Annotated in this window: 24 protein-coding genes and 1 tRNA gene; 19 read left to right on the top strand and 6 right to left on the bottom strand. The window is 45.1% G+C overall.

Features of this window, described 5'->3' with window-relative positions:
- The first annotated feature begins 50 nt into the window (after positions 1-50).
- From R7P74_RS11415 to R7P74_RS11405, 3 genes are all read left to right on the top strand, one after another.
- Positions 51-647 (top strand): YccT family protein, encoded by a 597-nt coding sequence (locus R7P74_RS11415; protein WP_213874990.1) that lies wholly within the window; start codon positions 51-53, stop codon positions 645-647.
- A 177-nt stretch (positions 648-824) separates the two neighbouring features.
- A complete protein-coding gene (gene gltX / locus R7P74_RS11410) occupies positions 825-2,252 on the top strand; it encodes a glutamate--tRNA ligase (RefSeq protein ID WP_213874989.1) in 1,428 nt (475 codons plus the stop codon).
- Positions 2,253-2,892: 640 nt separating this feature from the next.
- A complete protein-coding gene (locus R7P74_RS11405) occupies positions 2,893-3,855 on the top strand; it encodes an OmpA family protein (protein ID WP_005382010.1) in 963 nt (320 codons plus the stop codon).
- A 114-nt stretch (positions 3,856-3,969) separates the two neighbouring features.
- Here the strand turns inward: R7P74_RS11405 and R7P74_RS11400 are convergent, their stop codons facing one another.
- The 3 genes from R7P74_RS11400 to R7P74_RS11390 form a co-directional block, all read right to left on the bottom strand.
- On the bottom strand, positions 3,970-4,476 hold the full coding sequence (locus R7P74_RS11400; protein ID WP_005382011.1) for a hypothetical protein: 507 nt from the start codon (positions 4,474-4,476) through the stop codon (positions 3,970-3,972).
- Positions 4,477-4,755: 279 nt separating this feature from the next.
- Positions 4,756-4,832, bottom strand: a tRNA-Arg gene (locus tag R7P74_RS11395).
- Positions 4,833-5,007: 175 nt separating this feature from the next.
- On the bottom strand, positions 5,008-6,141 hold the full coding sequence (locus R7P74_RS11390) for a flagellar assembly protein FlgT (protein WP_213874988.1): 1,134 nt from the start codon (positions 6,139-6,141) through the stop codon (positions 5,008-5,010).
- A 169-nt stretch (positions 6,142-6,310) separates the two neighbouring features.
- Between R7P74_RS11390 and R7P74_RS11385 the strand changes: the two genes are divergently transcribed.
- Positions 6,311-6,949, top strand: coding sequence for a FlgO family outer membrane protein (locus R7P74_RS11385; RefSeq protein WP_005382013.1), 639 nt, complete (start codon positions 6,311-6,313; stop codon positions 6,947-6,949).
- 9 nt (positions 6,950-6,958) lie between these two features.
- On the top strand, positions 6,959-7,390 hold the full coding sequence (gene flgP, locus R7P74_RS11380) for a flagellar assembly lipoprotein FlgP (RefSeq protein WP_005382014.1): 432 nt from the start codon (positions 6,959-6,961) through the stop codon (positions 7,388-7,390).
- 102 nt (positions 7,391-7,492) lie between these two features.
- On the opposite strand, the gene R7P74_RS11375 is transcribed toward flgP, so the two are convergent.
- The 3 genes from R7P74_RS11375 to flgA all read right to left on the bottom strand — a co-directional run bounded on the left by R7P74_RS11375 (position 7,493) and on the right by flgA (position 9,123).
- Positions 7,493-7,918 carry a flagella synthesis protein FlgN gene (locus R7P74_RS11375; protein WP_005382015.1) on the bottom strand — a complete coding sequence of 142 codons (426 nt, stop codon included), beginning with the start codon at positions 7,916-7,918 and terminating at the stop codon, positions 7,493-7,495.
- Positions 7,919-7,945: 27 nt separating this feature from the next.
- On the bottom strand, positions 7,946-8,260 hold the full coding sequence (gene flgM, locus R7P74_RS11370; protein ID WP_005382018.1) for a flagellar biosynthesis anti-sigma factor FlgM: 315 nt from the start codon (positions 8,258-8,260) through the stop codon (positions 7,946-7,948).
- A 116-nt stretch (positions 8,261-8,376) separates the two neighbouring features.
- On the bottom strand, positions 8,377-9,123 hold the full coding sequence (gene flgA, locus R7P74_RS11365) for a flagellar basal body P-ring formation chaperone FlgA (RefSeq protein WP_005382020.1): 747 nt from the start codon (positions 9,121-9,123) through the stop codon (positions 8,377-8,379).
- A 76-nt stretch (positions 9,124-9,199) separates the two neighbouring features.
- On the opposite strand from flgA, the gene R7P74_RS11360 reads away from it, so the two are divergent.
- The 14 genes from R7P74_RS11360 to R7P74_RS11295 all read left to right on the top strand — a co-directional run bounded on the left by R7P74_RS11360 (position 9,200) and on the right by R7P74_RS11295 (position 23,821).
- Complete coding sequence (locus R7P74_RS11360) at positions 9,200-10,126, top strand: chemotaxis protein CheV (RefSeq protein WP_005382022.1); 927 nt, start codon at positions 9,200-9,202, stop codon at positions 10,124-10,126.
- Positions 10,127-10,137: 11 nt separating this feature from the next.
- Positions 10,138-10,965, top strand: a complete 828-nt coding sequence (locus tag R7P74_RS11355; protein WP_005382024.1) for a CheR family methyltransferase — start codon at positions 10,138-10,140, stop codon at positions 10,963-10,965.
- 303 nt (positions 10,966-11,268) lie between these two features.
- Positions 11,269-11,664 carry a flagellar basal body rod protein FlgB gene (gene flgB / locus R7P74_RS11350; protein WP_005382026.1) on the top strand — a complete coding sequence of 132 codons (396 nt, stop codon included), beginning with the start codon at positions 11,269-11,271 and terminating at the stop codon, positions 11,662-11,664.
- A 5-nt stretch (positions 11,665-11,669) separates the two neighbouring features.
- A complete protein-coding gene (gene flgC / locus R7P74_RS11345; protein WP_005393132.1) occupies positions 11,670-12,083 on the top strand; it encodes a flagellar basal body rod protein FlgC in 414 nt (137 codons plus the stop codon).
- 17 nt (positions 12,084-12,100) lie between these two features.
- Positions 12,101-12,811: a flagellar hook assembly protein FlgD gene (flgD, locus tag R7P74_RS11340; RefSeq protein WP_005382029.1), complete on the top strand. Its 711-nt coding sequence runs from the start codon at positions 12,101-12,103 to the stop codon at positions 12,809-12,811.
- Between the two features lie 30 nt (positions 12,812-12,841).
- Positions 12,842-14,155 (top strand): flagellar hook protein FlgE, encoded by a 1,314-nt coding sequence (flgE, locus tag R7P74_RS11335; protein ID WP_318122854.1) that lies wholly within the window; start codon positions 12,842-12,844, stop codon positions 14,153-14,155.
- Positions 14,156-14,486: 331 nt separating this feature from the next.
- Positions 14,487-15,236 (top strand): flagellar basal-body rod protein FlgF, encoded by a 750-nt coding sequence (gene flgF / locus R7P74_RS11330; RefSeq protein WP_005382031.1) that lies wholly within the window; start codon positions 14,487-14,489, stop codon positions 15,234-15,236.
- An 18-nt stretch (positions 15,237-15,254) separates the two neighbouring features.
- Positions 15,255-16,043, top strand: coding sequence for a flagellar basal-body rod protein FlgG (gene flgG / locus R7P74_RS11325; protein ID WP_005382032.1), 789 nt, complete (start codon positions 15,255-15,257; stop codon positions 16,041-16,043).
- Between the two features lie 30 nt (positions 16,044-16,073).
- A complete protein-coding gene (flgH, locus tag R7P74_RS11320) occupies positions 16,074-16,853 on the top strand; it encodes a flagellar basal body L-ring protein FlgH (protein ID WP_005382033.1) in 780 nt (259 codons plus the stop codon).
- Positions 16,854-16,896: 43 nt separating this feature from the next.
- Positions 16,897-17,988 carry a flagellar basal body P-ring protein FlgI gene (locus R7P74_RS11315; protein ID WP_005393118.1) on the top strand — a complete coding sequence of 364 codons (1,092 nt, stop codon included), beginning with the start codon at positions 16,897-16,899 and terminating at the stop codon, positions 17,986-17,988.
- Positions 17,989-18,004: 16 nt separating this feature from the next.
- Entirely contained in the window at positions 18,005-18,931 is a 927-nt protein-coding gene (flgJ, locus tag R7P74_RS11310; RefSeq protein ID WP_031779079.1) for a flagellar assembly peptidoglycan hydrolase FlgJ, read from the top strand.
- 160 nt (positions 18,932-19,091) lie between these two features.
- Positions 19,092-21,032 carry a flagellar hook-associated protein FlgK gene (gene flgK / locus R7P74_RS11305; protein WP_213967242.1) on the top strand — a complete coding sequence of 647 codons (1,941 nt, stop codon included), beginning with the start codon at positions 19,092-19,094 and terminating at the stop codon, positions 21,030-21,032.
- 13 nt (positions 21,033-21,045) lie between these two features.
- On the top strand, positions 21,046-22,239 hold the full coding sequence (gene flgL, locus R7P74_RS11300; RefSeq protein WP_005382037.1) for a flagellar hook-associated protein FlgL: 1,194 nt from the start codon (positions 21,046-21,048) through the stop codon (positions 22,237-22,239).
- Positions 22,240-22,666: 427 nt separating this feature from the next.
- On the top strand, positions 22,667-23,821 hold the full coding sequence (locus R7P74_RS11295) for a flagellin (RefSeq protein ID WP_005382038.1): 1,155 nt from the start codon (positions 22,667-22,669) through the stop codon (positions 23,819-23,821).
- The last annotated feature ends 508 nt before the right edge of the window (positions 23,822-24,329 follow it).

Below are 24,329 nucleotides of genomic sequence, written 5' to 3'. Positions count from 1 at the left end.
TGGCCTGTAAATTTTAGAGGCTTATCTAAATTGGTATAAAGTGAGAAACCATGATGAAAAAAACAACGACACTTCTCGGACTTTGCGCAATGCTTTCGGCGCCAGCTTTTGCTGCTCAACTCACTCTGCAATCTGAATTAGTTCCTCGCGTTCTCAACGGCGAGTTCGTCTACCCTGAGTGGATATCCAAGAACAACAGCATCGAGTTAAAGGATGGGGAAAACCAATTAGCGGTAACGGTTGGACAAATTGTATTTGAAGATGGAAAGCGCCGTAAATTCGATTCGCAGCCGCTGGTATTAGAGTTTGATGCAGAAAAAGACACCGAGCTTTCTCTGACTTATCAAACATTCCGTACTATTGAAGAGGCGAGAGCCTTCGAACTCGATCCTAAAGTGGTATTGAAAGACAAAAACGGAAAAGAAGTGGCATTCTCTATGGTTCAACTTCGTAAAGGTGGTTTGCAAGGTTTTCGTGATTACGAACGAGAAGTTGCCGACTATAACAACGTAATGAATAAAGAATCGACCAAGGCAAGCATTGCGTCTTCTCCAGCGGAAACCAAAACAATCAAAGCATCGTTTAATGAATTGAGCCGTGAAGAGCAGCAAGAATTTATGCAATGGGCAATGCGTAACCTGAAGTAATTTTGTCTTGTGCTTTAACAGTAAATAGTAGGGCTGTGCCTTTTTGGTTCTGCCCTGTTTTTATTTCTGTTGTCAAACCGATTGTAGAATTGACTTACGGTGGTAAAATGTCGCCACTTTTATCCTTGACATTACAACGAGAGATCTCTCGTTGCTCATTACCCCTAAGGAACTCAAATGACGGTTAAAACTCGTTTTGCTCCTAGCCCAACTGGCTATCTACACGTTGGTGGTGCGCGTACTGCACTTTACTCTTGGCTATACGCTAAAAACCAAGGTGGTGAATTCGTTCTACGTATCGAAGATACAGACCTTGAGCGTAACTCTCAGGAAGCGGTTGATGCAATTCTTGAAGGCATGGAATGGCTAGGCTTGGAGTGGGATGAAGGTCCTTACTACCAAACTCAACGTTTTGACCGTTACAACGAAATGGTTGATAAGCTTCTTGCTGAAGACAAAGCTTACAAATGTTACGCGTCTAAAGAGCTGCTAGATGAAATCCGTGCAGAGCAAGAAGCAAATAAAGAAATGCCTCGCTACGATGCTAACCATCCAAAAATCAAAGCAGCAAACGAAGCGGCAAAAGATGGCGAACCATGTGTTATCCGTTTCCGTAACCCGAAAGAAGGCAGCGTAGTATTTGATGATCAAATCCGTGGTCGCATTGAAATCCGCAACGATCAAATGGATGACCTAATCATTCGTCGTACTGACGGTTCACCTACTTACAACTTCTGTGTAGTAGTGGATGACTGGGACATGGGTATCACTCACGTTGTTCGTGGCGAAGATCACATCAACAACACGCCTCGTCAAATCAACATCTACGAAGCACTAGGTGCCCCAGTACCTACATTTGCACACTGTGCAATGATCCTGGGTGATGATGGCGCGAAACTGTCTAAACGTCACGGCGCTGTATCAGTCATGCAATACCGCGATATGGGCTACCTGCCTGTGGCACTAAACAACTACCTAGTGCGCCTTGGTTGGTCTCATGGTGACCAAGAAATCTTCTCTCAAGAAGAGATGATCAATCTATTTAGCCTAAACGCAGTATCTAAGTCAGCGTCTGCTTTTAACACTGACAAACTGCAATGGTTGAACAACCACTACATCAAGAACTCAGACCCTGCGTACGTTGCTGAGCATCTACAATGGCATCTAGATCAACAAAAACTAGACGTAACGAATGGTCCTGCTATCACTGACGTGATCAAGCTAGTGGGTGAGCGTTGCAACACACTAGTTGAGCTAGCTGAGCAAATCCGTTACTTCTATGAAGATTTCTCTGAGTTTGAAGCGGGCGCAGCGAAGAAACACCTACGTGGCGTGGCTAAAGAGCCTCTAGAACTTGCATTAGCGAAAGTGGAAGCACTAACTGAGTGGACGACAGCGAACATCAAAGATGGCGTTATCGCAGCAGTATGTGAAGAGTTGGAAATCGGCATGGGCAAAATCGGTATGCCATTACGTGTTGCTGTAACAGGCGGTGGTCAGTCTCCTTCTGTCGATGCAGTAATGGAGCTGGTTGGAAAAGAGCGTTGTATTGCTCGCATTAAGATGGCGCTTGAGTTCATTGCTGAGCGTGAAGCAAACGCATAATTGCTTTGAACTGAACGTTCTTTTGAATAAATAGTCACAAAGCCGCGGTGAGCAACCGCGGCTTTTTTGTATCTTCAATTTAGATAACGAGAAACTTTCTTTCATATTGGTGAATGAAGAGATGGTTTCACCTGTAACTTACCTCAATATGGATAAGATTTTTTAATCCAAATATCGTTGGAATGAATAAAAAACGAGCGATTATATATCAAATATCTGATTGATTTTTATCCATCTTCCTTAAAGTTCCATTTTATTTGTCTCATTTTTAAGAAAAGCCTTTGCTTTAGCTATGTTGTTCCAAAAAACAAAGCAAACGTTTGCGTCGTGATTGCGTGGGGATTTTTTTGCTTAAGATCACATGTTGTCGAGATTTTTGATGACAATAAATTGACAGAATTGGGATTTTTCTCGCGATTTCTTAGCGTTATAGTTCATCCCGTCAGCGATACCGAGATGGCGATATGTATCACTGAACAGGAAATGTACGTAAGTTGCTTCCATAAAAAAAATGCATGTGCATAAAAAGAAGCTGACTAAGTATCTCACTCAAGGAATGAATAAAAAGAATTGAAATACAACGTCAGTCAGACGGCGCATTTCGGCATCTAACAAAAGAACTTCTTTAGAGGAATCAATAATGAAAAAATTAGCAGCGGTAATTTCAGCGTCTCTACTTATGGCTTCAGCAGCACAAGCAGAAGTATACGTTGGTGGTAAGATGGGTAAGTCATGGATGGAAGACGCGTGTGTAGCGGGCCAGGCTTGTGACAAAGATGATTCTACTCTTGGCGCTTTTGTTGGTTACGAAATGAATAAATACTTCGCAGTAGAAGCGGGTTTCGACAACATCGGTGATTTTAACCAAACTTCTTTCGGTGGCCACGTAGAAGCAATCACTCTTGCTCCTAAATTTAGCCTACCAATCACTGAAGACATCGCACTTTACGGTAAAGTGGGTGGCGCTTACGTAATGTTTGATGGCAAAGATGATTACTCTTACCTAGGCGCGGCTGGTCTTGAATTCAACCTAAGCCAAAACGTAACAGCTCGTGCGGAATACCAAACACTGACTGACATCAGCAACGATGTAACTCGTGCGACAGGTAACACTGCAACACTAGGTGTTTCTTTCAAATTCGGCGGCAACGATGAGCCAGTAATCGTAGAAGAGCCAGTTGTTGTTGAAGAAGTGGTTGTAGAAGAAGTGGTAGAAGAGCCAGTTGTAGTTACGAAAACATTCGAAACTCAAACAATTGGCACAGGTAGCTTCGATCTAAACAGCACAACTCTAAAACCAGAGAGCGCTGCAAAACTTGATAACCTAGTTGCTTTCCTAAACGAGCACCCACAAGCGAACGTTGAAGTTGTAGGTTACACAGATACGTCTGGTCCAGCAGCTTACAACCTAAAGGTTTCTGAAAAACGTGCTGAGTCTGTTGCTAACGCACTCGTTGAAAAAGGTATTGATTCATCACGTATCCAAGCTCGTGGCGAAGGTGAAAACAACCCAATCGCTTCAAACGACACTCGTGAAGGTCGTCAACAAAACCGTCGCGTAGAAGTCGTTGTTCCAGAATTTGAATACCAAGTTCAGCAATAAGCTCCTATTCGACCGTAGTATAGAAGACTGAAGCTGAAAGCCCCAAAGAGTTCGCTCTTTGGGGCTTTTTATTTCTCTTTAAAAACTGACTGAAATGTTCAAAGTGGCCAGGTATTACTTAAGATCAATGCTGTTTAAACGCCCCATAAATGTCAGGATCTCCAAGTTATCTTTATGTGCTTCTAACAACGCTTTTTTGGTTTGCATGTAGGCGGCAAGTTTGCCGTACTTACTAATAGAGCGAACCACCGTTTTATATTTATACTCACCGTCATCATTGAACTCTCGCCACTTGGCGATGTAACACGTATCTCGGTTGTCAGGGTTTTCAAGAGTAGGGTTAGGCTTGTGAACGATTTTAGGCTCAACGCTATGTGGAAGCCTAGTCATTAGGTAAGGGTCTTTCAAAAGACGTCGCCAGAATTTGCCCCACATTTGCCGGCCTAACTCGTTTCTCAGCTTAATGGCTTTTTGTAAGCCTTTCTTTTCTCCAATACGAACAAATCCTACCGAGCGGTGTAGTACCGTATCCTCGGGGGTATGGATATGTATCTTAAAGGCTGTCTTGCCTTTAGAAATAAAGCGGTGTCCAGTGTTAGTTATTAAATTGCTCTTAGACATAGTGCTAACTAATAATTTTATTAATAGCTAAAAGGGTAAGCAAAACTCATAGATAATTAAAGTAATAAAATACAAAACTGTAAATAGGGCTTGTTGAAATGATTTCAAGGGGAAGAAGTCAGAACAGTAGAAGGCTTTATCCCGTAACCGAAACACCCGATCCGATCATATTGATTACTGGGAAGATTATCTAACACGGTGTACTAGGGGGAGCAGTGCGAGGCTTGAAATTGAAGATACAAAAAAGCCTTAGCTCAAGTGGGAGCTAAGGCTATGATATGGCGCCCCCAGTAGGATTCGAACCTACGACCTGTCCCTTAGGAGGGGACTGCGCTATCCAGCTGTGCCATGGGGGCGTAATACCAATAGTTGCAGTTCATTGCACTGTTTTACTGAGTTCAAATCTAGCAATCTACCAGATCTGTATCAGCATCACGTTGAACGATTCGCTACGGTCATTGGTATAATCAAATAAGATGCGCTGCCTATGATATTCAAAAGCGAGCATATCTCAAGACTTAATGTTTGCTTTTATAGGATCTTGTTCATTACGTCGCCAATTTGAACGCTAGATGCTAAATTTGGCTGATCAATCGTCAGTTCCGCTTCGTGTTCGTATATGCGTGATACCGTTAATGTAATTTCGCTTTGCGAGACTTTGTTTCTTGGCAATCCATTTTGGTCGATAAACGATGCGGTGTGCCAAAGCTGCAATTTGTCTCCCTCTTTTACGCCGTGCATACGGCCGAGATCCATCGTTACGGTATTACCGAAGACTGCGACAACCTCTGGCAGTGTAATTTTGCAAGACAGCTCCGACTCCAGATCCAACATAATATTGCGACTAACGCGAAGCATCATCTCGCCATAGGTTGATGCCCAAAAACGTGCACTACGAGTGTCCACTTGACTCGTCTTAGCAAATGGCCAACGCGCGACCTCACGGTAGGCTTTGTTGAAGATTTCATGGCCAGTTTTACCATCAAATACTTTCATTTCTAACGCAAACTGACGATTGATGATGTCATCTTGCAATAGTTGAGATTCGACCGTTGCAGTGAGATCGGTAATGACCCCTCCAATGATGTATTGTGCGCCGTTGTCTTGCGCGATCATTTGAGTGCGAGCAGGATAGTTGCGGCTTATTGAGTAGTCCGTTGTACCAACAGACACAAAGCTGCGTGAGGTTTGATCAAGTTGACGGTTCACTACGTGGCTAAAATCGTCACCAACTTGATAAATTTGTCCCATCACTGCTTGTTGTGGTGATGCGACCTCAATATTGCCGACCAGCATTGTCTTTTTGTATTGATCGGTGTGGCAACCCGTTGCCGATGGATAAATATCAACGCGGATTTTTACCTCGACTTTACCGTGACGTTTGCGTTCAGACTCGACCAAAATGTAACGGACTTCATGATTCGTAAACTGGTATTCGTTGCGGCTTTCTTCTAATAGCGGCATCAAGTTGCTAATACTGCCAATATCTGCGCCCGAAAAATTGACGGCTTTGAACAGCGCGTCTTCCAACGCATGGAGCCTTGCCGTCTCTTCTGAAGAAACGATGGTGGCAACGCCTGTGACTTCATACCAAGATGCCATTACCTTAAAAGGTACAAGCATCACTAAAGTGATTGAAAACAGACTGTTTAATATTTTTTTCATTGGTTACAACCGTTCGGGTATAAATATTGCTTTAACAAATTCAGTGAAGTTTGGTGGGTTTTTCTTCGTTAGGCAAACAAAGAAAAGCAAAGACTGTTCCAATATTCACTTTCTTGGAAAGGAATTAATAAAGAACGGTATCACCTAAGATTATCTGGAGAATCAAACCATGAAAAAGTGGCTTGTCGCCGCATCGATGATGACGCTTCTGACATCGTGCGCGTACTCACCGATTTACAATGGTAAAGAACCGTACTCGGGAAGCCAGTTCATGCTGATGGATAGTCCGCGTCATACGATGGACTTTTTCATTGAGAGCATGACAGAAGACCTGATGGTTTCTAATGTGGCAGTATCAGCGCGGACACCGATTGCGATTACCTCGTTTGTTGATCTACAAAATATGGATGCAACAAACTGGTTAGGTAACTCGGTCTCTGAAGGTTTTATCCATCAGTTTCAGCGCCGAGGGTTTAAAGTGGTTGATTTCAAAACTACGGGCTCTATTCAAGTGACGCAGCAGGGCGATTTTGCTTTAAGTCGTGATTGGCAAGATTTAGCTCAAGAGCAGCAAATTCAGTATGTACTGACCGGAACAATGCTGCGCCAAGAGGGCGGAGTGCTTGTCAATGCACGCGTGGTTGGCATGCAAAGCCGTGTAGTTGTAGCGACAGCGCAAGGTTTCCTTCCGGCTGACCGTATTGGGCGTGACTTAGATACGTTAAATAGCATCCGCACACAAGATGGTGTGTTGATTCGTTCTGACCCTACCATTCGTCAGCCGTACACTGTGATTCTCCGTCCATAGGATAGAAGCATGAAGAAGTTATTATTTATTGTTGCCACACTGATATTGGTGGGGTGTCAGCCATTACAACAGATGCGTCAAGATGAAATCTTAGTGGCGGTGGGCTACGCCAGCGTCAGTGAGCAAACAGGCCGCACAGTAGAAGAAAAGCGTGTACGAGCAATGCGCGCATCAAAAATTGATGCTTATCGTGAGCTAGCAGAGCAAGTTTATGGCATGCGTGTTAGTGGACGTGCAGAGCTGCAAGACCAGCGTTTGGGTATTGAAAGCACCACTGGTGCCGTCGATGGTGTAATTCGTGGTGCAGAAGTTGTGCGTAGTTATCTTGTTGAAGACAGTTATGTGACTGAGCTGCGTCTGGATATCCGTAAGATGGATAAGCTACGTGATTATGGAGAAGTTCAGCAGGTGCCTGAGAAGCGTCAGCAAACCTTGTTTTAAACCATTTCACTAGACAGATAATCTTTTTGAGCGGCTTATTGGTAACAATGAGTCGCTTTTTTATATCTACGTGAGCGCGGGAATTGAGGGTAGGAGTGACGTTTAAGCTTTTATATTGGTGCCAAGCGTCGAGATGGTGTGGGTTTTTCCGCCCGCATTGTAGGTCATGCCAACTTTGCCATGAGTTCGCTGAAGCATGTTGTTGAGTTTATTGAAGCTCAGCTGTGCGCGACTAAGCGATTCGCCATTTACTTGGTTAACTTGTTGACAGTCTAGGACGATCGATTGGATTTGAGCAACAACCTGACTTAGGTGCTCATCTTCAGTAAGTTGATTGACGTGCGGGTGAGAGGCGATTCGCTGATCAGTTGTTCTGAGCTGATCAATGAGCGTCATCTTCTGTTTGGCAATGTTCTCAATCTCGGTAGAGACACGCGCCGTTATTGCTTGTGTTTCTTGACGTAAAACAGCGGAAAGTGCCTTAGCATTTTCTAGCTGGAAATTAACGAGATCGACTAATGCTGCCATAAAATACTTACCTTCGGCCTAAGTCAGTTAGCTTTTGCCTTGCAATTCGTTTTCAAACTTAATCATGTTGTCAGCCAATTTTTCAGGATCGACCTTGTACGAACCGTTTGTGATAGCTTCTTTGATTGCTGCAACTTTGGCGCTGTCATATGCCGGAGAAGCTGCCATATCTTTCTGGAGTTTACTGACGGCTTTACTTTGCTGGCTGAGTGATACTGCGTCTTGTTGCGCTGGCGCCTTTTTTGATTCTGTCGTGCTGGTAGCATTGGAATCGTTACGTGCAGGTGCGCGACTTGTTGTCGTCATCATTTGCCCTGAACGTATATTATCTATACCTGCCATGTTTAACCTTTGCCTTGTATCGTAATACTGGTATCCAGACTATCGACCAGCGCAAAAATAACTTTAGTCATTTTTTGCATTTTTATTGATCAGTTTAAACACGCTACCAGTGGGTATTAAAAATTAACAGTGATTTCCGCAATGTCAGTCACTATGCCTTCTATTATACGTTGTGACTTATCATTTTTCACTCTTACTTGATCGCCAGCTGAACCATCCTGCAATGCTGTGCCTTGCGTTGTGATCGTCATGCCAGAATTCACCGCTTTGATAATGACCTTTTCATTTCGGCATACCACACAAACATCATTTCTCTCTACGACATCGCCTAAACGAACATTACGCTTTAGCTTTGCCCCAACCACTTGATCGTAGCTAGAAAATCCATCTTTACGAAAGCGCTGTAGCTCGATCATGGAAGTGGTAACATCCGATGCGCTGACGATTTCTCCTCTCCCTAGTGTTCGTGTAGCGACGATCATTGGTACTGATACCGAGATCCTCACAGGGACATAGACTTTCCAGTCATCCGGTTGGCATTCCACTAACACATTGATGTTACTTCTCGTGCTGCTGGTGGAAGAGGCAGATGTATCTAACGGAACAGGGCAATCCGTTGCTTTTATTCTCGAGTCGATCTCTGCCGCATTAACAGATAGCTCGCCACCATCAGGCTGATCAACCGTAGCAAGAATATGTTGTTCTGCTGCTGTTTTTATTTGCTCGATCTGATTATCTGAAGCTGAATGAACAAAAAAGCTAAACATACTGAGCAAAATGCCGATAGACTTAGCGTACTTTGTAATTAGCGCTCTACATATTGTCATAGTCAATGGTGTCGAAGTGAAAGTGAAATACGCCATACTGTCTCCCTGGTATCGTGCTTGCCAGTGGTAGAGTATCATTTAAAAACAAAAAGTTTGAGATGGAGATGAGCATATGACGGGGATTCTTGACTCGGTGAATCAGCGTACGCAACTCGTCGGTCAGAACCGATTGGAATTATTGACCTTTCGACTGATGGGCCGACAGCGCTACGGCATTAACGTATTCAAAGTGAAAGAAGTACTACAGTGCCCTAAGCTGACTTCAATGCCAAATCTACACCCTCTGGTTAAAGGTATCGCTCATATCCGCGGCCATACCGTGTCCGTTATTGATTTGAGCCTGGCAATTGGTGGCCGCCCAACCACTGATTTAGATAAATGTTTTGTTGTTATTGCAGAATTTAACCGTACGATCCAAGCATTTTTGGTATCATCGGTTGAGCGTATTATCAATATGCATTGGGAAGCGATTTTGCCACCGCCAGACGGCGCAGGTAAAGCGCACTATTTGACTGCCGTGACAAACATTGACAATGAGCTGGTTGAAATCCTTGACGTTGAAAAAATCCTGGCAGAAATTGCGCCAGTTGATGAAACGATGGATTCCGCTATTGGCGAAGAAATCGCACAAGCAGAGCAAGAAAAGCCTATTGTACGCCGCATACTGATTGCTGATGACTCGACGGTCGCGCGTAAACAGGTAGAGCGTGCGATTACATCCATCGGTTTTGAGGTCGTATCTGTCAAAGACGGCAAAGAAGCGTACAATAAGTTGATTGAAATGGCTCAAGAAGGCAATATCTACGATCAAATTTCGTTGGTTATTTCCGATATTGAAATGCCAGAAATGGACGGCTATACCTTAACGGCTGAAATTCGCAGACATGCCGATTTGAAAGACCTTTATGTTATCCTCCATTCTTCATTAAGTGGTGTATTCAACCAAGCTATGGTTGAGCGTGTAGGTGCCAACACCTTCATTGCGAAATTTAACCCAGATGAGTTGGGTAACGCGGTTAAATCTGCATTAACACAATAAAAGAGACATTAATGACTGCTATTACAATCAGTGATCAAGAGTATCGTGACTTTAGCCGTTTTCTAGAATCGCAATGTGGCATCGTGTTAGGTGATAGCAAGCAATACCTCGTGCGTAGCCGACTGAGTCCTTTAGTGACGAAGTTTAAGCTCGCATCGTTATCAGATTTGCTACGTGATGTTGTTACAGGGCGTAATCGAGAATTACGAGTCGCCGCTGTGGATGCGATGACGACTAACGAAACCTTGTGGTTTCGAGATACTTATCCGTTCACGGTTTTAGCTGACAAATTATTGCCAGAAGTAGCGGCAAGTAAGCGCCCAATTAAGATCTGGTCTGCTGCCAGTTCATCGGGCCAAGAACCGTATTCTATTGCAATGACGATCCTGGAAACGCAACAGCGCAAGCCGGGCTTGTTACCAAACGTGTCCATTACAGCCACAGATATTTCGGCAAGTATGCTCGAGATGTGTCGTGCAGGGGTGTACGACAACTTGGCTTTGGGTCGCGGGCTTTCACCAGAACGTCGTCGCACCTTCTTTGAAAATGCGGACGGTGGTCGCATGAAAGTCAAAGATAACGTCAAGCGTTTGGTGAACTTTCGTCCACAAAACCTGATGGACAGTTACGCACTGATGGGTAAGTTCGACATCATTTTCTGTCGTAACGTATTGATTTACTTTTCTCCAGAAATGAAATCTAAAGTGCTTAACCAAATGGCGAGCAGTTTAAACCCTGGTGGTTACTTGCTGTTAGGGGCATCAGAGTCGCTAACTGGTCTGACTGATAAATTTGAAATGGTGCGCTGTAATCCGGGCATCATTTACAAGCTTAAATAGCGGTATCTCTTCATTGATAGAAAAGCCTGACTTCGTGTCAGGCTTTTTTGTTTGTTACCTTTCTGCGCCGAGCGTTTCATGTATCACTCAATTAGTTGAAGCGCGTTTTTGCCTTGTGCCCTCAACACGGTGTATCTTTATTAAGTGAACAAAGTGATACGACATGACATTCCAGTTACTTTGGCTCACTTATTGCTATTTCAATTCACGGTAACCACTAGGTTGGTGTAATGCTTTAGGTTTTGGCATGCTAATTGCTTTTTGGTTATCAATCACGGTCAGTTCTTAATTGTAGAGGCAAACATGGCTATATCTTTTGACAATGCACTAGGCATCCACCAGCACACGGTGGGCGTACGTGAGCGCAATGCAGAGGTGATTTCCACCAATATCGCACAAGCAAACACGCCTGGTTACAAAGCAAGAGGTTTAGACTTTGCGAAGGAATTGCAAGCGGCAACATCTGGGGCAAGCATTGGTCTTAGTCGCACAGATGGTCGGCATATTCCTGCCACTACGACGTTGGTTGGGGACAAGTTATATCGTCTTCCTACGCAACCAGATACGGGAGATGGCAACACGGTAGACTTGGATTTAGAGCGTAACTTGTTTATGCAAAACCAAATCAGACACCAAGCATCACTCGACTTTCTAGGCAGCAAATTCAAGAACTTAACCAAAGCAATCAAAGGGGAATAATTTAGATGAGCTTATTTAACGTTTTCAATGTGACAGGTTCCGCAATGAGCGCTGAATCCGTTCGTCTGAATACTACCTCAAGCAACTTGGCGAACGCCGACAGTGTCAGCAGCTCTGCGAAAGACACTTACAAAGCGCGTCATGCAGTGTTTGGTGCAGAGTTAAGTAACGCCATGCGTGGCGGTGATACGGTGCCAGTGAAAGTGATGGGTATTGTAGAAAGTGATAAACCGCTGAGTGCGGAGTACAACCCAGACCATCCCCTTGCAAACGAAGAAGGCTACATTTACAAGCCTAACGTCAATGTAATGGAAGAAATGGCAAACATGATTTCAGCTTCTCGTGCATACCAAACTAATGTACAGGTCGCTGATTCTAGTAAACAAATGCTGCTGCGTACGCTGCAGATGGGTCAATAAGGATAAGGGGGTAGCGTATGGCCGGAATTAACAACGTTGGTCAAAGCGGCTTGTCCTATATCGACCAGCTTAAAAGTCTACAAGAGAGTAACAAGAAAGCGGAAGAGAGCACGGGTAAGCAGGACCTAAAACAGGAAGACTTCTTATCATTGCTCACGAAGCAACTGTCTCAGCAAGACCCTTTTAAGCCGGTAAGTAATGACCAGATGATTGCGCAAATGGCTTCATTTGCGACCGTTGATGGCATTGGCAAGATGAACACTCAGTTTGAGAGTTTGAATTCGTCAATGACATCAAATCAAGCGTTACAAGCTTCCTCTTTGGTAGGGCGTGACGTATTGGTCCCAGGAGCAGCAGGTGTGAAGCAGGACGACGCACCAATGGCGGCAATGGTTAAGCTTTCACAATCTATCGATAATCTGTTTGTTCGTGTAGAGGATGAAGCTGGCCAACTGGTTCGTACCTTTGAGGTAGGGGCGAAACCAGCCGGCGACACGCGTGTGCTTTGGGACGGTAAAGATGAAAGCGGAAATCCACTGCCAGCTGGCAAATACAAAGTGAAAGCGTCTGGCTTAGTTGAAGGGGAGTCGCAAGAGTTCCCAGTATCGACATACGCCAACGTAAACAGCGTATTGCTTGGCAAAGGTGACGGAAACGTATTACTCAATCTGGCTGGTTTTGAATCGCCAGTTCGACTTGCAGAAGTATTGGAAGTCGGCAAAGCGTAGTCATAGCTCGCTAGATTAGGAGATTTTGGAATGTCATATGTATCTTTAAGCGGTTTGTCCGCCGCCCAACTGGATTTGAATACCACCAGTAACAACATTGCGAACGCCAACACTTACGGCTTTAAAGAGTCCCGTGCTGAGTTTGCTGATGTCTACTCTAACTCTTTATTTACTAACGCAAAAACCACACCGGGTGGTGGTGCGCAAGCAAGCCAAGTGGCACAGCAGTTCCATGAAGGCTCTAGCATTTACACCAACAACCCAATGGATTTGCGTGTTTCGGGGACAGGTTTTTTCGCTGTAGCGAAAGAGCGTCTAACTCCACAACAGAATGAACTGACACGTAATGGTGCATTTCACTTAAATAAAGAAAACTACATGGTGACCGCGAACGACGAGTTCTTATTAGGTTACCAAGTGGACCCAAGCTCTGGTGAGGTTTCTTCATACGAGCCACAACCCATCAATATTCCTGCTGAATTTGGTAAGCCAAAACAAACAGCAAACATTGAAGTGGGTGTGAACTTGCCAGCGAACGGCGATTTGAAAGATCCAACGCAGTTTGATTTTTCAGACCCAGATACATACAACCGTTCAACCTCTTCGACAATTTATGACTCGATGGGTCAGTCTTACAAGCTAACGACGTATTACTTGAAAGATCAGACTCAGCCAAATACATGGAACACTTACTACACCGTGACAGATAAAGAAGGTGAAAAGCCTTTAAATGTTGCGGCTGGTGATGCGCAAACGCCAACAGGTCATGTGGGGCATACCATGAAGTTCAACAACGATGGTACGTTGGCGAGCTTGAACAATGGTCAGCCAATCACTTCTGTGGCTCTGGGCGATCCGGCGACGAACACGACACCAGTCGATATGAATGGTGCTGATCTTGCGCAGACGCTTAACTTCGGCTTAGGCTCAGCAACACAGTTTGCGGCTCCGTTCGAACTGACTAAGTTTGACGAAGACGGTGCAACAACGGGCTTCCTAACCAAAGTTGACTTCGATGAAAACGGCAGCGTATTGGGGACTTACTCAAACGGTGAAAACGTTACATTGGGTCGTGTTGCTCTCGTACGTGTTCCAAACGAGCAAGGTCTGGATAAGAAAGGCGGCACTCAATGGGATTCAACGCAGTTCTCTGGTGACAAGATCTGGGGTGAATCAAATAAAGGCTCTTTCGGCACCATCAATAACGGTATGCTGGAACAGTCAAACATTGATATGACGCAGGAGTTGGTGGACCTGATCTCTGCTCAGCGTAACTTCCAAGCAAACTCACGTTCGCTAGAAGTACACAACCAACTACAACAGAATATCTTACAGATCCGTTAGAGCACTAGCTGGGTCATTCGATACTCTGCTTGAGTAAGCAATGGCGTGTGATTGCTTCTTAGTAATTACCGCTTTGTTCATTTTCATCATGACATTCATCTGATGCTTAGCCTGAATACACCTCACTCAGGCTAAGCATGCTTTGATCTACGATTTGCCGCTGTTGCCGCCGTATGGATCAAAACCTTGCCTCTCGTTACAGTTTTCTGCCTCTATTGACCTCTTTTAATAGTTTGTTATTAATTCAAGATATTGATTAGTAAGTCTATTTTTATTTTGGCATAACTATTGCTTTTTACTCCGTGTACAGAGAGATTTTTTGGAGTAATTTATGGATCGCGCACTGTTTCTCGCAATGAGTGGCGCCAAGCAAAATATGCAGGCACTACAATTGCGCGCTAATAACTTGGCTAACGTAAGCACGACCGGATTTCGGGCTGATTTAGCACAGGCTCGCTCAATGCAGGCTTATGGTGAAGGCCATCCTTCACGTGTGTTCAGCATGACAGAGCGTCCAGGGCATAACTTTGCTCAAGGTAGCGTGATTACAACAGGGCGTGATCTGGATGTGACGATTGAAGGCAGCGGTTGGATATCGGTACTCGATCATACAGGGAAAGAAGGGTTGACCCGTAACGGCAACCTAAAAGTCGATCAAAATGGCATGCTTACCAACGCAAGTGGTCATTTGGTGCTGGGTGAAAACGACGCGCCGATTACTTTGCCTATTCCTCTCTCCAAAATTGAAATCGGTCGGGATGGCACCATCTCTGTACTTCCTCAAGGTGCCCCGGCAGAAGAATTCCAAGCGGTTGATCGCATTAAGCTTGTTAAGCCTAATGATCAAAGCTTGTTTAAAGACACCAATGGCTTATTTCGCCATAAAACTCCAAACCAACCTTACGAAGCAGACGCGACTGTTAGTCTCCAGACGGGAGCGATAGAAGGCAGTAACGTGAATGCCGTAGGTGAAATGACCGCATTGATTGACTTACAACGTCAGTTTGAAATGCAAGTCAAGATGATGAGCACAGCTGAAGAAATGGATAAATCTTCAGATTCACTGCTTCGTATGAGTTAACAGAGTTAGAGGTTCACTATGCATCCAGCACTATGGGTAAGTAAAACAGGTCTAGACGCCCAACAAACCAACATTGCCACGATTTCGAACAACTTGGCGAACGCCTCTACTGTCGGCTACAAAAAGAGCCGTGCAGTATTCGAAGATCTGTTCTATCAGAACATCAACCAGCCTGGCGGCCAGTCATCTCAGAACACGGAACTGCCAAGTGGCTTGATGCTAGGTGCGGGTTCTAAAGTGGTTGCGACGCAAAAAGTGCACACGCACGGCAATGCACAGACAACGACCAACGCACTGGACATGATGGTGGAAGGCGACGGTTTTTTCCAAGTGACATTGCCGGACGGCAACATCGGTTATACCCGTAACGGTCAGTTCACGCTCAATGGTGAAGGCACGTTAGTCACGTCGGGTTCTGGCTACCCTGTAGAGCCTGAAATTGTGATTCCAGAAGATGCAATTTCTATTACTGTCGGTACGGATGGTGAAGTGTCGGTTCGCGTCCGAGGTCAGCAAGACAACCAAGTCGTTGGTCAGCTAACCATTACAGATTTTGTTAACCCGGGTGGCCTAGAGCCAATTGGTCAGAACCTTTACTTACCAACGGGTGCCAGTGGCGATCCACAAGAGGGTGTTCCTGGTTTGGACGGTTTGGGTGAAATTCGTCAATCCATGCTGGAAGCGTCCAACGTGAATGTAACGGAAGAGTTGGTCAACATGATCGAAGCCCAGCGCGTTTACGAAATGAACTCAAAAGTGATCTCGTCAGTCGATAAAATGATGAGCTTCGTTAACCAGCAATTGTAACGATTAAGAGCAAGATTTGAGGAGCTCACGATGAAACGTATTTGCCTACTCGCTTTGATTGCTACGATGTCGGGCTGTGCCATGTTGGAACCGATTGAAACGGATGAAGTGACACAAGCAACCACTGTGGTCGACGCAGTAGAAGGCGATAAATCGAAAGAAGAGAGCAGCGGTATTGTAGATACTTTACGTGGTAGAAGCGATCCGGTTGCTGGCGATCCTGCTTGGGCTCCAATTCATCCGAAAAACAAACCTGAGCATTATGCTGCTGCAACAGGTTCGTTGTTTAGCGCCGAGCACATTACCGATCTATACGACGATTCTAAACCACGTGGTATTGGCGACATTATTACCGTAACACTGGATGAGACAACCAGTGCGACGAAAAGCGCAAATGCCGATTTATCGAAAACCAATGAAGCGCAAATGGACCCGCTTCAAGTGGGCGGAGAAGAGCTGCAAATTGGCGGAAAATATAATTTCTCTTATGACTTAAACAACTCCAACTCATTTGCAGGTGACTCTTCTGCAAAGCAGAGCAACAGCATCAGTGGTTACATCACTGTTGAGGTGATCGAAGTACTGGCAAACGGCAACCTCGTGATCCGCGGTGAGAAGTGGATGACGCTAAATACGGGTGATGAGTACATACGTTTAAGTGGCACTATTCGTCCGGATGATATTAATTTCGACAACACCATTGCATCAAATCGCGTTTCTAACGCAAGAATTCAATACTCAGGGACTGGTTTGCAACAAGATATGCAAGAGCCAGGCTTCTTGGCACGATTCTTTAATGTAGCGCTATAACACGCCGTGCTGACGGCAATTTGACTGCAAGAGATAAGTAAGCATGAAAAAACTCCTTTTAGTACTGATGAGCGTTGCTCTGTTTTCTACCGTAGCCCAAGCCGCACGTATCAAAGACGTCGCGCAAGTGGCAGGTGTACGAAGCAACCAACTCGTGGGTTATGGTTTGGTTTCAGGCTTACCTGGTACGGGTGAAGCGAACCCGTTTACAGAGCAAAGTTTCGCCGCCATGCTGCAAAACTTCGGCATTCAGATGCCGCCAGGCACAAAGCCAAAAATTAAAAACGTTGCCGCAGTCATGGTTACGGCAGAATTGCCGCCTTTCTCTAAACCGGGTCAGCAAGTGGACGTGACTGTCTCTTCCATCGGAAGTGCTAAAAGTTTGCGTGGTGGCACCTTGCTGCAAACGTTCCTCAAAGGTCTCGACGGTCAAGTTTACGCGGTGGCTCAAGGTAACTTAGTAGTGAGCGGCTTCAGTGCTGAAGGCGCTGACGGTTCTAAAATCGTAGGTAACAATCCAACCGTTGGTCTTATCTCTAGTGGTGCGACAGTAGAGCGAGAAATTCCAAACCCATTTGGTCGTGGTGATTACATCACGTTCAACTTGCTTGAGTCAGACTTCACAACGGCTCAACGTATGGCGGATGCTGTAAACAACTTCCTCGGCCCACAAATGGCGAGCGCTGTTGACGCGACATCAGTGCGCGTGCGTGCTCCTCGTGACGTCAGCCAGCGTGTTGCGTTCTTATCGGCAATCGAAAACCTAGAGTTTGACCCAGCAGATGGTGCAGCCAAAATCATCGTTAACTCTCGCACGGGCACCATTGTAGTTGGTAAGCATGTACGTCTTAAACCAGCAGCAGTAACGCATGGCGGCATGACGGTTGCGATCAAAGAAAACCTGAATGTTAGCCAACCTAACGGCTTTTCTGGTGGGCAAACCGTAGTCGTACCAGACTCGGATATCGAAGTCAGCGAAGAGCAAGGCAAAATGTTTAAGTTCGAACCAGGCTTAACGTTGGATGATTTGGTCCGTGCCGTGAACCAAGTCGGGGCTGCGCCTTCGGACTTGATGGCAATTTTACAAGCATTGAAGCAAGCTGGTGCCATTGAAGGCCAGTTGATCATCATTTAATGGTTAGGAGGTAGGTATAATGAACAATCCTAACGACATTGGTTTTATCCATGACATCAGTTCTCTGGATACTCTGCGTCAAAAAGCAGTGAAAGAGGGAAAAGATGGCGAGCAAGAAGCATTGCATGCGGCTGCTCGTCAGTTCGAATCGATCTTCACCTCCATGATGTTGAAATCCATGCGTGAAGCCAATGAGGGCTTTGAGTCCAACATGATGAACAGCCAAAACGAGAAGTTCTACCGACAAATGTTGGATGAACAGATGGCGAGTGAATTGAGTTCGTCTGGTTCAATGGGACTGGCCGATATGATTGTTAAGCAATTAACGGCTGGGCAAGGGAACGACAAAAAAGAAACGGCTATGCGTGATGCGGCAAACAATGCTGCGGAATATCGTCGTGTTGACCCGAAAAAAGCGCGCGAGATTGAACAGCGCTTGATTGAGTCTGGTCAGCTATCTCGACCAAGCAATGAACCCACTCGATTCGATTCACCAGAATCCTTTGTTAACTCGATGAAGCCATACGCGGAGAAAGCTGCGAAAGCCTTAGGTGTCGAGCCATCTTTGCTACTTGCGCAAGCCGCTTTGGAAACGGGGTGGGGACAAAAGGTCGTGAAGAACGCGCGTGGCAGCAGCAACAACTTATTTAATATCAAAGCAGATCGAAGCTGGCAGGGTGACAAAGTGACGACTCAAACTTTAGAGTTCCACGATAACACGCCAGTGAAAGAGACGGCAGCGTTTCGCTCCTACTCAAGTTACGAAGACAGCTTTAATGACTTTGTACGATTTTTGAATGACAACCCACGTTACGAGACAGCATTACAGCAACGCGGGAATTCAGAGTCGTTTATTCGCGGTATCCACAGTGCGGGTTACGCGACCGATCCGAATTACGCAGATAAAGTCCTGCAGGTGAAGGATAAAATCGAAAGTATGTAATGTTTCTGCGACAATTTATGACGTTCTCGAAGGCTTGCCATAGTGCAAGCCTTCACTTTATCTGAACATCTACGCCTTTCTATCACTTGGCACATCTTTTGCTTTTAATGTGTCTAGGTGATCGGTTTTGCCGATTTATATTTCGTTTTCGGGGGCATGTATGGCGTCAGATCTTCTGAATGTAGGTACTCAAAGTGTGCTTACTGCTCAGAGACAATTAAACACCACTGGTCATAACATTTCTAATGTTAATACAGATGGTTATAGCCGTCAGTCTGTTATCCAAGGCACGAATGATCCGCGCATGTTTGGTGGTTCTACCTACGGCATGGGTGTGCATGTGGAAAATGTTCGCCGCTCGTGGGATCAGTTTGCCGTGAATGAACTGAACCTGTCGTCGACCAACAATGCCAACAAAACGGATACCCAAGACAATCTTGATATGCTCTCTAGCATGTTGAGCTCCGTAGCATCGAAGAAAATTCCCGAGAACCTGAATGAGTGGTTCGATGCGGTAAAAACCATGGCAGATACCCCGAACGATTTAGGGGCACGAAAAGTGGTATTGGAAAAGGCGAAAATCTTCTCTGATACATTAAATGATTTCCACGAAACCGTTCGACTGCAATCTGATGTCACCAATAAAAAATTGGATATGGGCATTGAGCGCGTTAACCAACTTGCGTTGGAAATTCGCGATATTCATCGACTGATGATGCGCACCCCCGGCCCACATAATGACCTAATGGATCAGCATGAAAAGCTGGTTACTGAGCTGTCAGAGTACACCAAAGTTACTGTAACCCCACGCAAAAATGCGGAAGGGTTTAATGTTCATATCGGCAATGGACACACACTTGTTTCTGGTACGGAAGCAAGCCAGCTCAAAATGATCGATGGCTATCCGGATGTTCATCAAAGACGATTAGCAATGGTGGAAGGGAATGGCATTAAAGCGATCAAGTCTGATGATATGGATGGCAAAATCGGCGCTTTACTTGAAATGCGCGACAAACACATCCCACAACTGCAAGATGAAATGGGCCGTTTAGCGACGGGTTTCTCCTACAAAATTAATCAGCTGCAATCTCAAGGTCTGGATCTCAACGGTAAGATAGGTAAAGACGTATTTACCGATGTGAACTCTGAGCTGGTGGCAAAATCTCGAGTTTTTGCTGCGCCTGACTCTCAAGCTGATGTTGCGGTTTACATCGAGGACATTTCCGCGATCAAAGGTGGTGAATATTCGCTGCGTTATGATGGCGACCAATACAGCGTGACAACACCGAAAGGTGAGCAAATGTCGTTGAACATCGACCGTTCGGATTCGTCGTTTGTTCTGGATGGTATGAAAGTGCAAATTGGTGAAGGCCTTGCCGCCGGTGAGCGCGTATTGCTCCGCCCAACGAGAACTGGTGCAGCCATCATAAAGATGGAAACCAATGATGCAAAAGCTATTGCCGCACAAAGTTATGAAGCCTCAACCACTTTTGCACAAGGTAACGCCAAGTTTAAAATTCGTGAGGCGGGGGATGTTAAAGAGTTTGAGGTTACCGTACAACCAGCCGACGAGAAGCATGATAAGCCGTGGTTAAAGATCACGGATAACAAGGGTAATTTACTATCGGACAAATACTCATACCCGTTAGATAAAGATAACCCGATGATTGAAATCTCAGTGCCGAAAAGTCATCCGCTGTATAAAAACGGCGATGCAACCGTGTTTGAGTTGAGCGAAGGCGCACTGATGAATGATAAATTCACCGCAAACTTGGTGCCTTCTGAAGGTGGTAACGGCAACTTGAGAAAAATGCAGAAGATCCAAACAGACAAGATGATGGATGGAAAATCCAGTACCTTGATCGATGTTTATCATAACCTCAATACCGAAGTTGGACTGAAGTCTTCTACAGCAAACCGTTTAGCCTCCGTCGCTCGTTTAGAGCATGAAGCGGCGCAAGAGCGCGTTGCTTCTATTTCTGGTGTTAACCTCGATGAAGAAGCGGCCAACATGATGAAGTTTCAACAAGCGTACATGGCTTCATCACGTGTGATGCAAGCGGCGAATGATACCTTCAATACCATTTTACAACTGAGGTAAGGAGAAGAGATAAGTGCTAACCCGAATTTCTAGTTTCCATAACTATCAGTCCGTACAAAATGATCTGCGTCGTCAAGAGAATAAGGTTCACCACAACCAAGAGCAACTTGCTTCAGGGAAAAAGTTACTGAAACCTAGTGACGACCCCCTCGCTGCGCATTACATCCAAAACATTAGTCAGCAACAAGAACAGCTACAACAATATCTTAGCTCGATAGTGTTGGTGCGTAATCGTCTAGAAAACCACGAAGTTAATATCGCCAATGCGGAGAATTTTGCCGACGAGTCGAAGCGCTTAACGATGGAGATGATTAACGGTGCGTTTTCTGCGGAAGACCGACAAGCAAAGAAGCGTGAGCTAGAAGAGATTGCGAACAACTTCCTTAACTTGGTGAACTCGCAAGATGAATCTGGTAACTACGTGTTTGCTGGCACTAAGCCAAAAAGCCAACCATTTTATCGCGATAAAGATGGTAGCGTGCAATACGCTGGGGACGATTATCAGCGCAAAATGAAAGTCTCCAGCATGCTTGAGATGCCAATGAACGATCCCGGCAGCAAGCTGTTTATGGAGATACCAAACCCATTTGGCGACTATCAGCCGAATTACGATCTACAAAACGGCTCTGAGCTGTTGCTAAACAAAGCTACTAACGTTGACGCTAAGGATGATGCGGCGTATCGCGTGACATTTGTCGATATGAATAACGGCAAATTTGGTTACCAATTAGAGCGTAACGGCAAAGTAGTGGATGCCGATGAGTTTTCACCAGAGAAAGGGATTGAATACAAAGGCCTGAAAGTGCACGTAAAAGGCCAAATTACGCCTGGTGACAGCATTGAGATCGAAAAGCGGGCAGAGTTCAGCATTTTCGATACCTTCAAGGATGCAATGGCATGGTCAGACAAATCGGTTTCGGATACGTCGGCGACCGCCAAATTGCACCAAATGACAGAAGAATTCCACGCTGCTTTTATCCATTTGAATAAAGCGCGTACAGATGCCGGTGCTCGATTGAGTACGCTGGATATCCAAGAGCAAAATCATGAAGACTTTAATTTGTCTCTGGCAAAAGCGAAGAGCAACTTTGAGGACTTGGATTACTCTAAAGCCGTGATCGAGTTCAGTGAAAACTCGCGAGCGTTACAGGCATCGCAACAAGCATTCGGTAAGACCAAAGATCTAACGTTGTTTAACTACATCTAGTATGACACTCATACACATTGTCTGATTTTGATGCCTTATGTGCAAAGCCTTAAGCGCGATAAGTCGACGTAACCTGAGAGTCTGAGATGTTATGCGGCACGATTTTACCCAAAGCGGCAATGATGCGGGAGGCAAGTCGGGCGGCAACAGGGCAGCGTTCAATACCCATGGGCTAAGATGAGTCTGACAAACCGGAAATAGCTTAATGATAAAGCTAACTTATTGTTTATTTGATTCTTTTAAAAGTAGTTAAATAATTTACTCAAGTTGGCACACAAATTGTATTGAAAATATCAGAACAGATTTAGAGATTCTAAACCCTGCGTTTAAGGCAGATTTAGCAAGTAACTTTTACGGTCAGTGCTTATCCAAATGAGAGTAAAGCTGGCCGCTTCGCAAAAGCTTGCGAACTCAACAGGAGAGCAAAATGGCTGTAACAGTTAGTACTAACGTCTCCGCGATGACCGCGCAGCGTTACCTAAACAAAGCGACTGATGAATTAAACACGTCGATGGAGCGCTTATCTTCAGGACATAAGATTAACAGTGCAAAAGATGATGCGGCAGGTCTACAGATCTCTAACCGCTTAACTGCACAGTCTCGTGGCCTAGATGTCGCAATGCGTAACGCGAACGATGGTATCTCGATTGCACAAACCGCTGAAGGTGCGATGAATGAGGCAACCTCTGTCATGCAACGAATGCGTGACCTTGCGATTCAATCATCGAATGGTACTAACTCTCCAGCTGAGCGTCAGGCGATCAACGAAGAGTCAATGGCATTGATTGACGAGCTAAACCGTATTGCAGAAACCACTTCATTTGGTGGTCGTCGTCTATTGAACGGCTCATTCGGTGAAGCAGCATTCCAGATTGGTGCGAGCTCAGGTGAAGCCATGATCATGGGACTCACCAGCATTCGTGCGGACGATACTCGCATGGGCGGTGTGACCTTCTTATCTGAGAACGGTAAAGATAAAAACTGGAGCGTTGACCCAGCTAAATCTGACTTGAAGATCACGCTACCAGGTATGGGTGAAGACGAAGACGGCAATGTTGATGATCTAGAAATCAACATTAATGCCAAAGCGGGCGACGACATCGAAGAGCTTGCCACTTACATTAATGGTCAGTCTGATATGATTAATGCGTCTGTAAGTGAAGATGGCAAGCTGCAAGTTTTTGTCGCGCACCCAAACGTTCAGGGCGAGATTTCCATTTCTGGTGGATTAGCATCTGAGCTTGGCCTGAGTGATGAACCTATCAGAACGTCAGTACAAGATATTGATATGACCACGGTACAAGGCTCTCAAAACGCGATTTCTGTGCTGGATTCGGCACTGAAATACGTAGACTCGCAACGTGCAGACTTAGGTGCGAAGCAAAACCGTTTGAGTCACAGCATCAACAACTTGGCGAATATCCAAGAAAACGTTGACGCCTCGAACAGCCGAATTAAAGATACAGATTTTGCGAAAGAAACCACGCAAATGACCAAAGCACAAATTTTGCAACAGGCAGGTACATCGATTCTTGCTCAAGCGAAACAGTTGCCAAACTCTGCAATGTCACTATTGCAGTAGTTTACTTAGCCTGTACTCAATACATTCAGACGTGGATGGGAATGCAGGCTTTTGGCAAGCAACTTTACAATAGAATGAGCGGCTCTCTCATCTCTCACCTGCCAATCATTTTCAATGTAAAGTTGCACTCGGTATGCCGGAAATGTGTTCATTTCTCTTGATCTCCACATAGGCTCTGGCGACCAACCTAGCCCCAGTTCTCTCAAAGGAAAAGGGGCTTTTTCTTTTCTAATTTTCACGTCTATCGTCTGCGAACTTACCTTCAATTGTTTCCTTTTGCTGGTTTTCTATACAATTTATCCCTCTCGGCTCGATTTGTGGAAACTTGAGCACTTTTTCTTACTTTTCTTCAATTTTATTAGCTAAATCTCGCAATGTTATTTTTTTAAACTTTTTTCTAAAGCTTCTGAATTTGGTGTCGTTAATAGAAATAACTTTGAGAGAACTACTTGGTTTTCCGAGACGTCGGAAACCGCTACACCGGAAAATCAATTGGAGAAATCACCAT

The organism is Vibrio sp. 2033, assembly GCF_033339735.1.
The sequence above is the reverse complement of the archived record's forward strand: the minus strand, read 5'-3'. Positions and strand labels throughout refer to the sequence as shown.